General features: G+C 38.5%; 12 protein-coding genes. 4 read left to right on the top strand and 8 right to left on the bottom strand.

The annotated features are described in order from the left end of the window. Positions 1-15: 15 nt before the first annotated feature. From GJ691_RS19345 to GJ691_RS19385, 8 genes are all read right to left on the bottom strand, one after another. On the bottom strand, positions 16-417 hold the full coding sequence (locus tag GJ691_RS19345; protein WP_154370000.1) for a response regulator: 402 nt from the start codon (positions 415-417) through the stop codon (positions 16-18). 168 nt (positions 418-585) lie between these two features. Continuing rightward, the gene (locus tag GJ691_RS19350) at positions 586-1,215 is read right to left on the bottom strand and encodes a CatB-related O-acetyltransferase (RefSeq protein WP_154370002.1); all 630 of its coding nucleotides are present in this window, start codon (positions 1,213-1,215) and stop codon (positions 586-588) included. 102 nt (positions 1,216-1,317) lie between these two features. After that, complete coding sequence (locus tag GJ691_RS19355; protein ID WP_154370004.1) at positions 1,318-2,199, bottom strand: SDR family oxidoreductase; 882 nt, start codon at positions 2,197-2,199, stop codon at positions 1,318-1,320. 123 nt (positions 2,200-2,322) lie between these two features. Continuing rightward, on the bottom strand, positions 2,323-3,744 hold the full coding sequence (locus tag GJ691_RS19360; RefSeq protein WP_154370006.1) for an amidohydrolase family protein: 1,422 nt from the start codon (positions 3,742-3,744) through the stop codon (positions 2,323-2,325). A 48-nt stretch (positions 3,745-3,792) separates the two neighbouring features. Further along, positions 3,793-5,049, bottom strand: coding sequence for a serine hydrolase domain-containing protein (locus GJ691_RS19365; protein WP_154370010.1), 1,257 nt, complete (start codon positions 5,047-5,049; stop codon positions 3,793-3,795). 263 nt (positions 5,050-5,312) lie between these two features. After that, the gene (locus GJ691_RS19370) at positions 5,313-6,005 is read right to left on the bottom strand and encodes a DUF4386 domain-containing protein (protein WP_154370012.1); all 693 of its coding nucleotides are present in this window, start codon (positions 6,003-6,005) and stop codon (positions 5,313-5,315) included. 20 nt (positions 6,006-6,025) lie between these two features. After that, the gene (locus GJ691_RS19375; RefSeq protein ID WP_154370014.1) at positions 6,026-6,748 is read right to left on the bottom strand and encodes a porin family protein; all 723 of its coding nucleotides are present in this window, start codon (positions 6,746-6,748) and stop codon (positions 6,026-6,028) included. 131 nt (positions 6,749-6,879) lie between these two features. Continuing rightward, on the bottom strand, positions 6,880-8,670 hold the full coding sequence (locus GJ691_RS19385) for a helix-turn-helix domain-containing protein (RefSeq protein ID WP_154370017.1): 1,791 nt from the start codon (positions 8,668-8,670) through the stop codon (positions 6,880-6,882). A 174-nt stretch (positions 8,671-8,844) separates the two neighbouring features. Between GJ691_RS19385 and GJ691_RS19390 the strand changes: the two genes are divergently transcribed. The 4 genes from GJ691_RS19390 to GJ691_RS19405 all read left to right on the top strand — a co-directional run bounded on the left by GJ691_RS19390 (position 8,845) and on the right by GJ691_RS19405 (position 16,132). After that, the gene (locus tag GJ691_RS19390; RefSeq protein ID WP_154370020.1) at positions 8,845-9,516 is read left to right on the top strand and encodes a hypothetical protein; all 672 of its coding nucleotides are present in this window, start codon (positions 8,845-8,847) and stop codon (positions 9,514-9,516) included. 101 nt (positions 9,517-9,617) lie between these two features. Beyond that, complete coding sequence (locus GJ691_RS19395) at positions 9,618-10,511, top strand: helix-turn-helix domain-containing protein (RefSeq protein ID WP_154370022.1); 894 nt, start codon at positions 9,618-9,620, stop codon at positions 10,509-10,511. A gap of 170 nt (positions 10,512-10,681) precedes the next feature. Beyond that, complete coding sequence (locus tag GJ691_RS19400) at positions 10,682-11,698, top strand: efflux RND transporter periplasmic adaptor subunit (RefSeq protein WP_154370025.1); 1,017 nt, start codon at positions 10,682-10,684, stop codon at positions 11,696-11,698. Between the two features lie 21 nt (positions 11,699-11,719). Then, positions 11,720-16,132 (top strand): efflux RND transporter permease subunit, encoded by a 4,413-nt coding sequence (locus tag GJ691_RS19405; protein ID WP_154370027.1) that lies wholly within the window; start codon positions 11,720-11,722, stop codon positions 16,130-16,132. Position 16,133 lies beyond the last annotated feature (1 nt).

The following is a 16,133-nucleotide window of genomic DNA, read 5'->3' on the forward strand; positions in this document are numbered from 1 at the left end:
AAATACGCTTTTTTGTTAGGCTTTCACTAGTTCATTGATGTCCCAGTAACTAAGGACCTTATGAAGTTTGGACTCGTAATCTTCATATTTCAGAGGTTTTATTACATATCCTGCAATCCCTATTCGATAACATTCAAGTAAATCTGCCCTATTCTCCGAAGTTGTAAGAACTACTGTAGGAAGGTACTTTAATGTTTCATCCGCTTTTAGGATCGAAAGAAATTCGATACCACTCATTCTTGGCATATTCAAATCGAGCAGAATAATATCTGGCAAGCATTTACCCGATCTAAGATACTCTAAGGCCGCTTCCCCATTTTTGGCCTCTTTAACTTTATGTTTCAAGTGTAATTTTGAGATTGTTCGTTGCAACTTCATAATCTCAATTGTATCATCCTCAATAAGTAATATATCCATAGCGTAAGTATTGCATCAAAAATCGAAACTCTTAAATTAAACTTATAAAAAAGGCCGACTATAGGTGAAAAGCATTTAAGTGTCGACGAATGGTAATTTACTTCTGTTAAATGATTTGCCTAAATTATGGTTCACCTCATAAAAAAAGTAATTAAAATTTTGCATCATTTAAATGTAATCCCCTAGCTCTTGTAATTTATCGCCGGTTAAAGCCTTTAGATTTTTGGTGATTTTTTCAATAGGCCAGTCCCACCAACTTAGTTTCAATAATTTTTCGATTTCGGTTTCCGAGAAACGCTTACGGATCAACCTTGCAGGATTTCCCCCAACGATTGCGTATGGTTCAACATTTTTGGTGACCGTTGCATTACTGGCTATTATTGCCCCATCACCGATTTGCACACCCGGCAAAATCGTAGCCTTATAACCAATCCAGACATCATTGCCTATTACCGTATCACCTTTAGAGGGATAGGACTTACCTTTCATGGCGTCTTTCCAATCCCCTCCAAAGATGGCAAACGGGTAAGATGAGATGGCATCTGTCAAATGATTGGCCCCGTTCATTATAAAGGTTACATCCGAAGCTATCATACAGAACTTACCGATCAACAATTTATCACCTACAAAATCAAAATGATACTTAACGTTCTTTTCAAAATTGGCAACATCCTCGAAATCATCATAATAAGTATAATCACCAACACTGATATTTGGGTTCTTTATACAGTTCTTCAAGAAGCAAAGGCGATTGTAACCTTCTAAAGGAAATGGTTTGTTTTTGTCTGGTATGCTCATAGAAAATATTTTGGTTGAATTACTTTATACTATAAGGGAAACGGCTTCTCAATTTAGTGAAATTGGAATATATCTGAACTTAGATAGAACTAAACCTTTTCTTTATTTCTTTTTTAGGGTATCCATTTCTTTTTGGAAAAAAGTGGACAAACGATGACTACCATATCTTGGTGCAATGGCATCTTCGGCCATTAGGGTAAGGAAAAACTCAATGGGACCGTAAGTCTTTGAGGAAGTGAACATTCGTAAGGCCCAAATAATCAATCGCCTTAACCAATGGGGCAAATGAATGATTTTAATGGGCTTGCCACATGCTAAAAGGGCCATTTCGGCTACCTCATTCTGGGTCAGGATATCGGGTCCGCCGATATTGATCTCGTTATTTTCGTTTTCAATAGCATCTACACAGGCTATGGCCAGATCTTTCCCGTGAATGGGATTGAACTTTTGTTCCCCATTTCCAAAGAGATACACCTTTCCTTTTTGGGCCATCTCCAAAAAATCTTTCATATCGGAAAAAAAACCGTTGGGCCTTACGATCGTATACTGCAATCCCGAGGCTACCAGTTCATCTACAAAAGATTCCTTGGCTTCCATAATTTTAAGGTTTTTATGACGGTTTCCGTTCAAAACCGATATGTAAATGAACTTTCTTACCCCTGAGGCCATAGCTTCTTTCAATAAATTCACATTGGCCCGGTAATCAACATCCCAATAGGTCAATCCGTCTTTTTGCCGAGTGATGCCGACTGTTGAGATTACAGTATCCACTCCGCTAAATAGTCCTTTCAAAGTTTCTGGCTTGGTAACTTCCGCCTGTATTATCGTAGCCGATGCAGCACTGAGTCCCTTTGCTTTTTTTGAATTTCGAACCAGTATCCTGGTTGGAATATTACGTATTTCAAGTTCTTTGGCAATATGCCTTCCGAGATACCCAGTAGCTCCTGCCAATAAGACTTTGGTTTTTATGTTATCTGCGTTCATTTTATGGTATGTATTTAATGGTATTACCATTGTCCATATTAAAATATCCTGACTCAAAACTATTCATCAAACAGCAATAGGTCGTTCCGGAATATGAAACCGAACCTCTTGGAGGGGCCATTTTTACTGTAACCAAAGTCCCTCTCCCATCCTTACCAATGTGGCCAAATAATTGTTTCTTTTATAGGCCTTCTCCTTAAACTGCAAAAGTTTGTCCGCATCGAGCAAATATCCCTTAATAAAGACTTTTTCAGGATTGGCCAAGGTTTTTAAATGAATTAGAGGATTTTCGTTTGTAAGAACCATATTTGCCATTTTCCCAACTTCCAACGTGCCCGTATTCGAAAGTGACAAATAGATTTTTGATGGGTTTACCGTTGCTGTCCTAAGTGCTTCGTAATTGGTCAATCCTGCTTCGACATAGTACCCCAATTCTTCATGGATACCAAAACCAGGTATGGCATATGATATGCCCGAATCGGTACCCGCCACCAGAATGACCCCAGCATCATTCATCTGTTTTACGATTTTCAAATGTTGTTTATGCTGGTTCATAATTCGTTCTTCAACTAAGGAATCGTAGGATTTGGTGCTTGTCCAACGATTAAAATCGTCTTGTGAACCAACCTCTAAAAATGCCGGATTTATATAACCCAAAGTAGGTTCTTTAAACAAATCGGTCTCCTTTTCCATGATTTCCGAAATCTTATGAAAAACGGTCAAAGTTGGGGTATGACCCATTTTCCCCTGAACATAGGATTCAATGGTTTTTGTCAATAATACACTATCATTTTTAAATTTTAGCGCTTGCTGTATAACATCCTCGGTATGTTCTATGGTTTTTATCGGTCGTGAAAAATGATAACTATATGGTACTTCAAAACTTGGATGAGCGGCAATAGAGATATCTTGCCTTATGGCCTCTTCCTTTATTGCATCAAAGATATCCTTGGGCAAGCCAGCATAAGTTTTAATGTAATCATAACCCTGTTCTTTGTACTTGCCCACCAACCCTCTACCTTCATTGGCATCCGCCACCTGTTTTTTATCAATGCCATGATCTTCCGGCCCCGTAATTTTGGGACTTGCCGTAAAGAAAAGGGGGGCGAAAATCTCATTATTGACTACCCTTTTTTTCATTCTTAAATGAAATGGCATGCCCCACATATTCCTCACGGTTGTCACTCCTTTAGCCAAATACAGCCCAAGCTCGTAGTCATCCCAAACATGTACATGCAAATCTGCTAGACCAGGAACCAAATATTTACCGGATCCATCTATTTGAACCATTGAATCAGTAACTAGGTTTGGGGCGATTTTAGAAATCAATCCTTTTTCCACCAAAATATCTTGCTTGTACAAAACAGTATCACGGGTCATTGGAACCACATTCACGTTTTTGATTACGTAGGAGTCAGTCGTCTTCCCGATTTTCAAATACGATGTATTCTTCTTATCTAAAATCAAGATAACCGAAATGGCCACAACCATTAATATTGTGAGACCTAATAGCAAAATCCCTACTCTTTTTAACCACTTCTTCATGCTCGTTCGATTTAATATTTTAATTTATAAAAACGGATTGAATATGGATTAGTCAGCGGTTAGAAATTGGTTTATGGCAGCATCAACTTTTGAAATAATGTTATTATAATTTTGAACATTACCTGTAAAAGCAGCATCAATATTCGAGAGAAAAAGGTAACCTGAATTTCCATTTGCGGTTATTTCCAAATGTGTTGAGATTCCGAGACTATTGCCGCTATGCATTACTTTCCCTTCATTTATATACCAAAATAACCCGTGATTTTCAGCAAAATCGTCAGGAACGATTCCACTCTCCAATTTGGCCTGAAAAAGGTTCATATAACCTGCCTCTGAAAACAAAGTTGAAGTAGCTCCTTTTACCCCTTTGGCCATATCCAAAAGGTACTTTCCCATATCCTCATTTGTGGAATATATACTTCCTTCCGGATAAGAATCATTGCCATAAACGGGCAATGGAGTTGTATCATCGATATACCTTACGGCCATCTCCGAAGTGTTCACTTCAGAAATATCATAGGTTGAATGGGTCATTTCCAAAGGCAATAAAATATTTTCCTGAACATAATCCTTGAAGGACTGTCCTGTAACGGATTCAATGATAAGTCCTGTTAATCCCGTTGCCAAGTTAGAATAGGCCCACGTTGTGCCCGGCTCGGTATTCGCAAAATTATCAGAACTGTAGAGCTCTCCATCTTCTAAAAAATACTCGGACAGGATATCAGAAAGATCATACGCTTCACGTTGTTCAATACCGATATTATCAATTAACGTTCGCGCTCCAACGGTTGAAATATCCTCTCCCGGCAAAATGTAGTAGTTATTGGCCAAATACACTTCCGGCATGTCCAAAAGTCCTGAGGTATGGGTCACCAAATGTTTGATTCTTATAATCGCATTCGGCTGTTTGGGGTTTATTACAGTAAAAGGGAGCAGTTCATTTATATCTGTTTCCATGGTAAAATATCCTTGTTCTATGGCTTTTGCCACCGCAGCACCCACAAAAGTCTTACTTATTGAAGCTATTGAATTAACGGTTTTATTAGTATAAGGTACCTGATCCGCAATATTGGCAAAACCGAAAGCTTCTTGATACACCATAGCATCATTCTTAACAATACTGATGGCAAAACCAGGAACATTTTCCTGGCTTACCACTTCTTTAAGATATGCGGTAAGCTCATCGGCTGAAGTGATTCTCGATGGTTGTTGCAAAATGTTTGTACCATTGTCATCATCGGTACAAGAGGTCAATAAAAATATCGATAAGATAGTTGTGATTATGAATTTAATCAATGTTGTCATGATTTGTCTGTTTTTGCCCCGAACCGTTCTGATTTCCTGAAACGGCCAGGGCTTTTTGATTTTTATGATTAATGATAAGCTTAATAACCGTATTTCCTGTATTGTGCCCAGCGGACACGCTTGCTATCCCTGAAATTGGAGAATATCAAATGTTTTCTTGATACGGTCGATGTTTCTTTTCTAAATAGTTTCATGATGATGTTTTTTAATTGATTATTGAATGATGCAAATATTGAATGAAATACGACGCTGGTCGTTCGGATTTATGAATCAGTACTTTTTTTAAAGGGTTTAGACCGAACTCCTTTGATCAACAAAAAGAGACAAAGTGAAAACTCCCCCAAATCTGCAGGTAGCGTTATCCATACCGATAATTCATTGCCAATATCCGGAAGTATGAAATACACGAGAAAATCCAATAGATAACCCATGCATCCCATCATTAGTAAAACTCCGATAAACCTTGGAAAAAGTCCTGATCTATAGACCAAATACCCTAATGGAAGCAACCATAACCCAAAGAACATTTGTGCAATATGATAGCCTATATTATGTAAGCCTAAATAGAACAAAACCTGACTTTGCAAATGTTCGGAACCTTCCCCCACTCCTTTAAGAAATAATAGCGGTGCATAATGGTTTTGCATATTTGAACACATTATGGCCACGGCAACGGCAACGCTCAAAACCATTATAAATGCCATCCATTTATGGGTATTCCTTAGAATACGATACAATACCAAAGGCAGAAGAAAGTACGCCAATTGCATTAATAAGTCACTTACGAACCCTAAACGGTATAAAAATTCATTTTGGGTGATGTTTTCAATGGTTTTTACCCCATTTACCATATCCACGAGGGTAGCCCTTACATACTTTTCGGCGAAAATACCACATAGAATCACTACAAGATACAATACACCGGCTACCCTTGCTTTTGTTTTGATTGATTTCATGATGAATAAACCCCTTAATTTTAGTTGTTTTCCGAAGCAAATGGTCGATTATCCACATCTTGCCATAAAGCCATATCCTTTTTCCTAGCCTTGGCCAAGGGATTGTTTTTCCACTTTTTTGCAAGAAGGATGTTCATATTAAAATATCGGTTGTAGATATCCGAACCATTGCCCATATCGACCATACCATAGTGGTAGCGTAGATCAAGAAGCAAGCGGGATTTCTTCAATTGTATCTCATACCCCAAACCAAACTGTATACCGGCATCCCACCTACTATACTGGCTTTCATCAGAACCAAAATCCATCATTACTTTACTGTCTGGTAATTCCCCATTGGCTTTTGCTTTTACATGTCCTCCCAAATTATAACTTGCGACCGGACCTGCGTTCACATAAAAATCGCACAGGTGCAAACGTGCCAAAACCGGTAGATCGATCGTGTTGAAACGAATACGGGTTTCTTGACCGGTAAGTGGATTGTTTTTTTCCAACTTTGCACCCTTCATCACAAAATACAATTCAGGAACAACGGAAAAATAGTCGGTAACCCCTAGTTGAAGGGATGCTCCAGCTTGTAGGCCCCAATACCCTTTTTTGAAATCCTTTACGGTTTTATTATTATCACCAAAGTCCATTGTAGTCGGTGTGTAGTTAATGACCACATCTAAATAGGTCTCTTGGGCGATTGCGTTAATAGCCATAAGGCCAAGGGTAAAACATAATACTAATTGCTTTCTCATCTTGTTCGATTATTTTAAGATTAATGATGGGACAAAGATGAAATTGAAGCATAGACCAAACGCCCGAACTTATGAATCGGAACTTCTTAAATGGGATTTGGAACTTTTTTGGATTCTTTGGGAAAAGATGTTTAAGAGTTGGCCTTGACCCACTGTTTCGGGGTCATGCCCGTTTCTTTTTTAAAGAAGGTATTAAAGACAGTCTTTGAATTAAAACCACTATCATAGGCCAAACCGAGTAATGTAATGTTCTTGTTTTGGGGGGCAACGGCCAATTTTTGAAATTCCTTGATTCTGTACTGATTTATAAAATCATTGAAATTCTTTCCCATATGATTGTTCAACAACCAAGAAAGTTTATTCGGGTGTAAATCTATATCCCCTGCCAATTGTTTTAAACTAAGATCAGGGTCGGTAAAAAGTTTATCCTCATTCATAGTTACTTCAATCGCCTCGGCATAACATTTAAGCTGTTCCGCGGTAAAAGGAGAAGGAGCCTCCGATTTTTTGGAACTTGAAACGAATTCGGGCAAATAGTGGGATTTAAATACGGAATACTCTATTTCCCGATATTTATTGTAATTACGTAAGGGTTCTAAAAAGGGATCATTTCTAAAATTGAACAACTGCCCCGACCTTTCGTCTATTTTACTTTCAAGTATGTTCAATGCCTTTTCATGGTTTCCCCGGCACACTTCAAGGTATAAATCCCACGCACGTAAGTTCATCTCCTGTGAGCTTTTACTCTCGGCGAGTATCTCCGCATCGGTTACCTCAAAAAATTCATCCTTAGACATTAGGTTATAAATGCCCATATACGTTTTGGGCCTTTCTAAGCGAGGGGTTTCTTGAATAAATTTCCATAATCCTTCCTTTTCCTTGTCCAATATGAAGGCTGCCGCTTTCATTTCCAAGGCCAAGGGTAACATCGGGTTTATAGATAAGGCTTTATCAAAAAATGATATGGCCTTTTTGTAATCTTTTTTAAAATACACCATATTCCCCTTGGTAAAATGGAGATTTGCCGATAAGGGGTTAATTCGCAGTGCTATTTCATTATTTGCAAGGGCATCTTCAATTCTTCCCATACCGGAATAGCAATCGGCCAAAGCATCTCGAACTTCAGAAAAATTAGGGTTCAATTCTATTGATCTTTTCAGATGGTCATAAGCATCCTTATAATTCCAATATCCCCAAAAACTTATCGTAGCCTTAACATAATGACCAATGGCCGAATCCTGATTTAATTGTAAGCCAATATCAATATGTCTATTGGCTTCCTTTAGCCCTTCTTTCCTATCCCAATACCCCCAACTTGCCAACATTCCTATACACCAACCTTTTTCCAGATGGGCATCGGCGTAAGCGGAATCCAGCGCTATACTTTGATCTAAATAGGTAATGGCATCTTTTACATCCTTCGAATTCCATCGCATTCGAAGTTCACGGGCCTTGAGTAAGAGTTTATATGCTTCAATATTCTTAGTTGGGGCATCCACTAAATGTTCCTGTACGTCAAAATGACCAAAATTCTCCCTTATCTTATCTGCGATCAATAAGCTTATTTCGTCCTGTAATTCAAAAATATCTGAAAGGTTACGATCAAAACTCTCTGACCATATATGAAAACCGGTATCTGTTCTAATCAATTGGGCCGTAATACGAACCCTGTCATTTATAATGCGGACACTCCCGTCCAAGAGCGTTTCCACACACAGTTCATTTCCGATTTGACGGGCATCCAATGGTTTATTCTTATAGTAGAATGAGGAAGTACGGGCAGTTACTTTCAACTCCGTTATTTTGGTCAACGCGTTAATGATCTCCTCAGAAATTCCGTCAGCAAAATATTCGTTTTCCTGCTTTCCTATGTTAAGAAAAGGCAGTACTGCGATGGACTTTGAATTAAAAGAGGTTTTCATAAGTCTGAATAGGGTTGCTTTCCCGGGGGAGAAAATTTGATTTAAAAATACCAAATTTCATGAAAAAACAAAGCTAGTTAAAATATAGAACCATTATATGATCTTCAGAACTTTCACCAGCTAATCCTCCACTAATTTGCAATTGAAAGCAACTTATTTAGAAAAATAAAAATCATGGAAACAACTGAAATAAGAAGAAAGATTGAAGCATATGAAATCAAAATAGAAGAAAGCCTGACTTTGAACAAGGCCATCTTAAAAACGATTCAACTTGAGAAATCGGAAAAGAAGATTAGATCAATACTCGTCTACCGAACTATCGACCTTTTTTTGTTTGCGTTCTTAACCCTTTATTTAGGCAATTATGTTGTAACACATTGGAGTGAAACACATTTGGCGATTAGTGCTATCATAGTAAGTGTATTCGTTTTAATAGCCCTAGCAGGGAGCATTGGGCAAGTGGCGTTATTACAGCAAATTGATTTTTCAAAACCTTTAGTGGATATCAGAAAAAAAATACAATTGGTAAACACCCAAAATATATTGTTCATTAAACTAATTTTACTTTCGATTCCTTTATGGTGGTCCTTTTCTCTTTTGTCCCTAGATGTTTTCCTTGGGTTTGACCTTTATACCCATTTAAACGACGTTTTCATAAGTTGGTATTTAATTTGCAATACGGCGTTGGTAATTCCTATTATATGGTTAATCAATAAGTTGACCTATAAAAACACACATATTGGGTGGGTTCGAAAAACAATCGGATTATTTTCTGGAAAAAAAACCAGAAAAGCCACGGAGTACTTGAACGAAATTGAGGATCTTGAGGGTTTAACCCATTTATAGTGGGCACGTGTATTAGGGATATTCCAATTTTTTAATTCCAAAACTGAAAATGCACCCGATTATACCAAATAGTGAATATCTTTGGGCAAACTTTCGGTATCTTGAAAGAAGAATTTATCAAAAAATTAACGACGAACGATTTTGTTCAGATTATGGGGGAAGAACCCCAATCCGAACAACTTCATGTATCCATAACTGAAGGAATTACCCAAATACCCATAAACTACCCTTTCCGAACTGCTGATTTTCATCTTATACATGTAGCAAAAGGTGTTTTTAAATTATCGATCAATCTAATTATATATACCTTAAAAAAGAATGAATCTATCGGAATCGACCCAAAATCCGTTATTCAGATTCTTGAAATCAGTAACGACCTGAAAGTATTCAATATTAATTTCACAACGCAGTTCATTTTCGATAATTTTTTCAATAAAGCCAGTGTTGATGCCTTTGGATATTTTACCCACAACAATGTACCAAAGCTACAATTCACTAAACAAGAAGGTAAGATTTTAAGAATGTTGGTCAAAATGCTAAAATTCTACAATCAACAGGAAAGTAGTGCCTTTAAAGAAGATCTTATTCGCAGTACTTTTGGTGTTATTGTCTATAACTATGCCGAGAAATTCAAAAAGGAATACCCCGATCTTAAAGCAGAGCTAACTAGGCAAGAAGAATTGGTTTTGCGTTTTTGGAATGTTCTTCAAGAAAATGTGAAAACGGATCGTAAAGTTCAATTTTATGCCGATGTACTTAATGTGACCACAGGCCATCTTTCGAAAATCTTAAAAGAGGTTACCGGCAAAACGGCCTCACAATTGATCGATGCGGCAGTAATTCTGGAAGCTCGGTTACTTTTGGTCGACCCCAAATTTTCTATTGCCCAAATTGCAGAAGAACTACAGTTTCCCGATCAATCCTTTTTTGGGAAATACTTTAAGAAACATGTTGGCCTGTCCCCTTCTGCCTATCGAAAAGAAAACAAAAAATAGACCAATATTTCATTTAAATATTACATTTTATACATCAATAGAAGTCAAAATAATCGATTTTGACCAATTTATGCTTTCTTAACACCTATTTAATTACTTCAAATAGTTTCAATTTTGTGCCTTAATTTTTCAATAAATCACAAAGCTCTAAACTAAAAAAGTAATTTAAAATGAAAGTCCATCACTTATTTTTTATAATAACGGCACTAATATTATGCAGCTGTTCTGAAAAGAAGGAAGAAGTAAAAGAACAAAAAGCTCATAAAGTTGAAGTCACAAAAATAGCTTCGAACCTCGAAAATGAGACCTTGCACTATAGTGGCACCATAGAAGCCGACAATACGGTTTCTTTAGGATTTTCAGTTGCCGGAAGGATCTCGGATATATATGTCCAGGAAGGACAGAAAGTAAAAAAAGGCCAACTACTCGCCACAATCGATGACACATCGTATAAAAATGCCTATGACATAGCCGATGCCGGACTTGAACTTGCCAATGACAATTATAAACGCTTAAATGAACTTTATACAAAAGGTAGCTTACCCGAACGGGATTATATTGCCGTAAAGGTAGGTGTGGCCCAGGCCAATGCCAATAAGAACATGGCTGCCAAAAATTTATCGGACACCAGATTATATGCCCCTTTTTCTGGAATGATTACAGCAAAACTTACCGAAATAGGTGCTACGGCCGCCCCAGGAGTACCTGCTTTTACAGTAATGAAAACCGATAAGGTGTACGCAAAGGCATCTATTAGCGAATCGGAAATCTCAAAATTGAAAGTAGGTTCGGAGGCCTTGGTCGAAATTCCTTCAATGAACAAAACCTTTAAAGGAAATGTCGCCATCGTTAACCATAGTGCCGATGCACTCACAAGGACCTTCAACGTAAAGGTTAGATTGAACAATACTGAAAACCTTCTACTTCCCGGAATGATTTCGGCCATCAAAATAAATACCGATAACCCTAAAGAAGTTATCAGCATACCCGTGCAGACGATTGTACGTGATGTAAATGATATCACCTACGCCTATATCGTTGAAAATAACAAGGCTATCAAAAAACGTGTTGATACGGGTAACTTCAAGGGAAACGAGGTAATAATCACTGAAGGTCTATCTGTAGGTGATCTATTGATTTCTAAAGGACATACCTCTGTAAAAGATGGTCAGGAAGTAACCTTCTAATTCAAGCAAAGTAAACGTACAATGAAGAATGTAAAGATAAATTTTATAGAAGCAGCAATGAAATACCGAGAGGTAACCATTGTGCTTACACTGCTTTTAATGGTTTTTGGTCTCTATTCACTGTTCACCATGCCACGTAGTGAAGACCCGGAGATCACGGTCAGAAAGGGATTGGTCATTGCCGCATACCCTGGGGCCGATGAACTTCAGGTAGAGCAACAACTCACTGAAAAAATAGAACAATACCTCTTCAGTTTTGAGGAAGTGAAAAAAGATGAAACCATTTCGGATACTAAAGCCGGACAAGTGGTCATTACCGTTGAATTGAATGAAAACGTCAAGGATACCGACAGGTTTTGGGCTACACTGCAGAATGGATTGAACACCACTTTCCGTATGAACTATACCCTGCCTAATGGAATTGTCGGGCCTATCGTAAACAGCAATTTTGGCGATGTAGTCGCACAAATGATCACCGTTTCAGCTCCCGGTAGAAGCTATGCAGAAATAGAGTCCTATTTGGACAAGTTGGAAGACGGACTGAAAACCATTGATGAAACATCAAAAATAAATCGGTATGGCGAACAGAAAGAACAGATTTATGTAACCCTGAATAATGAAAAGCTAAAACAATATGGGATAGACATCTCCAATATAGCACAGATTATCCAGACCCAGAATGCTACCGGGTATGCCGGAGAAATAAAATTACAGCATGTCAATGCCAATGTATTTGCAAAAAATCAATATAAAAACGCAACGGCCCTGGGTAATCAAATTGTTTTTAGTGACCCAATGGGTAAAATAATCCGTTTGAAGGATATAGCGACCATTGAACGCAAATACGAAGAAGAAGAAAGCTACATTCAAGTAGACAACCAACGTGTGACCATGTTGTCCGTTGAAATGCAGCCCGGAAATAATATTGTGAAATTCGGAGAAAAAGTCGAAGAAAAAATAAGCGAAATAAAACAACATTTACCCCAAGATGTTCAAATTAAAACCATTGTAAACCAGCCTGAGGTCGTAAAAGAGAGCATAAATCATTTTATGTTGGAATTTATTATCGCCATTTCCGCCGTAATCATAGTGGTAATCCTTTTATTACCATTCAGGGTTGCCGTTGTATCGGCCTTGGCTTGCCCCATTGCCATTATCATCACTTTCGGAATATTGAACATGATAGGTATAGAAATCCATCAGGTTTCCCTTGCCGCTTTGATCATTGTGCTAGGAATGGTGGTTGACAATGCTATTGTGGTAGTCGATAATTATATTGAAAAACTTGATGAGGGTATTGATAACTGGACGGCCGCTTGGCAAGCTGCTACCCAATTGATGGTCCCAATCTTCACGGCAACCTTGGCCATCATTTTCGCGTTTCTACCTTTAGCCCTTTTCTTGAATGGTTTGGCCAAGGAATTTATACAATCATTACCCATAGCGGTTGCTATCGCCTTGGTCACTTCTTTCTTAGTTGCCCTTTTATTAACGCCGTACATGTGTTATGTATCTATCAAAAAAGGATTGAAACACAAGGTAAGTGAACGACCCCCAAAATTATCATTACTTGATCGCATACAATCCCGTTTTAATAATTGGCTTGATTATAGTTTTCGCCATCCTAATATTACATTGGCCTTTGGTATAGTTTCAATTATAATGGCATTCATCATTGCCGGAAACACCGAACAGGAACTATTCCCGACAGCCGAAAGAAACCAGTTCAATATTGAAGTTTGGTTGCCCAATGGTTACCCGTTAAAAGAAACCGAAAAAGTGGTCAACCGGATCGAGAAAGAAATAAGAGATGATGAGCGCATAGTTACTGTGGCCAGTTTTGTCGGTACAAGTTCCCCGCGTTTCCATACTACCTATGCCCCGGAAGTTCCCCGCGAGAATTTTGCACAGATCTTCATTACCACGATAGGCAATGATGAAACCGATGAGTTGGCACATGAATATTTGAAAAAATTTGACGGCTATATTCCTGACGGATATATAAGGGTGCGGCAATTAGCACTTAAGGAATCCCCTGCCCCCATTGAGATTCGTATTGTCGGGGAAGATATGAACGATCAAAAGAAGGTCGCCGAACAGGTAAAAACCATTCTGGAATATGCAGAGGGAACGAACTGGATCAGAACCACGTATCAAGACGACTACTTCGGTATTAATGTAAATTTAGACGATAACAAAGCCAATCGGGTCGGGGTTACCAATGCCATGGTATCACAAACCTTAGGGGCCGGTTTAAGTGGCTATCCTGTTTCAACACTATACGAGGGCGATAAACCAATTGATATTCTACTACGTTTGGATGTTGAAAACAGAAATGACATCGATGATGTCGGTGAAGTAAGTATTCCTACCCTTTACGGGACCAAAATACCGTTAAAAGAAATTGCTTCGATTTCCCCTGAATGGCACACTGGTGTTATTGCGAGAAGAAATGGGTTAAGGACCTTAACCGTACAAACCGAGACCCAAATGGGAATAAAGGCCTCTAACATTCTAAAAAAAATAAAACCCACTATAGACAATCTTGAATTGCCCGAAGGAATAACCCTTAATTACGGGGGCGAATACGAAAGTTCGTCTGAAACAATGCCACAAATGGCAACCTCTTTGGCTGTTAGCCTAGTTCTGATATTTTTGGTCTTATTGTTCCAATTCAAAAATTTTACGCGGGTCCTTATTGTTTTGGCCACCTTCCCCTTGAGCCTACTCGGTGCTTTCCTTGGATTACAACTTACTGGAAATCCATTTGGATTTACGGCCTTTATGGGTGTTATCAGTTTAATCGGTATTGTGGTAAGGAACGGAATAATTCTGGTGGATTATGCCGACGAACTGGCCATAGACCATAACTATTCCATTAAAGGAGCTGCCAAAGCCGCTGGTAAAAGAAGAATGCGCCCAATTTTCTTGACCTCCGCAGCTGCCGCAGTAGGGGTAATTCCTATGATTGTGGGCAAGTCCCCACTTTGGGCTCCGTTGGGTAGTGTTTTGGCTGTCGGATTGATTGTCTCTATGGTCTTGACCTTGTTCGTAGTTCCGATCCTATATTACAAGTTTGCCAAAAAAGAATACCCACGAACACATGATCGCCCAAAGGTGAAGAAAATTTTATACAAACCAAGTTTCGGAATGTTGAAAATGAAATTATCAAAAATACTGCCTGCAATCCTTTTCTTGTTTGTGTTACAAATCGGTTATGGTCAAGAGCAACAGCTGAGTCTAGACGATGTAAAGGCTTTGGCGATTGAGAATAATAAAGAGATAGCTAAGGAACAGTACTCGTTAGATGCAGCCGGAGCCGCTCTAAAGGCTACAAAAACAATGGATAAACCTTCAATCGAGGCAAATGCTTATGGAATATATATTGATAACATTCCTATGGACTTATTGCCGAATACCATGTTGTATTCTTCAGTTGGGGTGTCCCAAGTGGTATATGCAGGGGGCAGGATCAATAAAGCTAAGAAATTAGCCCATACAGCCGTTGACCTACAAACTTCGAAAAAGAAATTGACACAAAGTGAGGTGCTGTTAGATGTGGAAACGACCTATTGGCAATTGGTCAATGTAAAAGGAAAGGTAGAATTGGCCCAGAAATATCAAAAGTTGTTGAAAGAATTATTGGTCGATCTCACTAACTTGTTTGAAGCCGGATTATCCTATAAAAATGACTTACTGGAAGTGCAGGTAGAAGCGAATCAGGCAGAGTTGAACCTGACCATTGCCAATGATAATCTACAAATGCTCAAATTACGGATGGCGCAATTGACCGGATTGGAAAACACCGATTTTGATGTGAACGGCACCATAAACGAAGAAGCAATTTTGATAGAAGAAGCTATAATCTCGTCTGCAGTGGAAAATCGGCCTGAAATCGCTATGATGGAAAACGCTGTTGAAATTGGAAACCTTCAAACGGATTTGTTGAAAGCGGAAAGAAAACCTACCCTAGGAGTAAGTCTATCCGAGTCCTACACGTACGGTGATAATATAGATGCCACTCAGGGCGAAGATGATTTAACCAACTTTGTGGGATTGGCAAGTTTGAACATTCCCATTTTTGATTGGGGAGGAAGAAAACAACGGGTAAAAGAACAACGTTTTAAGGTTGAGGCCCAAAAAGCCGAGCTGGAACAGACCAGAGAATTGGTCACAATTGAAATTCAAAACGCCTATTTAGAGCTGAATCAGGCTATAAAAAGAGTCGAAATTGCGAAAAAATCATTGGAACAAGCTGATGAAAACCTGAAACTTCATCAAGATAGGTTTGATGCCGGAACTGTTAATGGCAGTAAGGTCTTGGAAGCCCAAGTACTTTGGCAACAAGCCTATTCCGATTTGATTGATGCAAAGGCCAACTACAATATTCGCAAGGCAACATATTTCAAAAGTATCGGGCAATTAAATCAGTAAA

The organism is Maribacter luteus, assembly GCF_009674825.1.
Taxonomy (GTDB): Bacteria; Bacteroidota; Bacteroidia; order Flavobacteriales; family Flavobacteriaceae; genus Maribacter_A; species Maribacter_A luteus.

Bases quoted from the DNA above. Each gene is read 5' to 3' on its own strand.
- GJ691_RS19355 (WP_154370004.1), bottom strand. From the start codon at position 2,199: ATGAACGCAGATAACATAAAAACCAAAGTCTTATTGGCAGGAGCTACT.
- GJ691_RS19345 (WP_154370000.1), bottom strand. From the start codon at position 417: ATGGATATATTACTTATTGAGGATGATACAATTGAGATTATGAAGTTG.
- GJ691_RS19360 (WP_154370006.1), bottom strand. From the start codon at position 3,744: ATGAAGAAGTGGTTAAAAAGAGTAGGGATTTTGCTATTAGGTCTCACA.
- GJ691_RS19350 (WP_154370002.1), bottom strand. From the start codon at position 1,215: ATGAGCATACCAGACAAAAACAAACCATTTCCTTTAGAAGGTTACAAT.
- GJ691_RS19400 (WP_154370025.1), top strand. From the start codon at position 10,682: ATGAAAGTCCATCACTTATTTTTTATAATAACGGCACTAATATTATGC.
- GJ691_RS19370 (WP_154370012.1), bottom strand. From the start codon at position 6,005: ATGAAATCAATCAAAACAAAAGCAAGGGTAGCCGGTGTATTGTATCTT.
- GJ691_RS19390 (WP_154370020.1), top strand. From the start codon at position 8,845: ATGGAAACAACTGAAATAAGAAGAAAGATTGAAGCATATGAAATCAAA.
- GJ691_RS19375 (WP_154370014.1), bottom strand. From the start codon at position 6,748: ATGAGAAAGCAATTAGTATTATGTTTTACCCTTGGCCTTATGGCTATT.
- GJ691_RS19405 (WP_154370027.1), top strand. From the start codon at position 11,720: ATGAAGAATGTAAAGATAAATTTTATAGAAGCAGCAATGAAATACCGA.
- GJ691_RS19385 (WP_154370017.1), bottom strand. From the start codon at position 8,670: ATGAAAACCTCTTTTAATTCAAAGTCCATCGCAGTACTGCCTTTTCTT.
- GJ691_RS19365 (WP_154370010.1), bottom strand. From the start codon at position 5,049: ATGACAACATTGATTAAATTCATAATCACAACTATCTTATCGATATTT.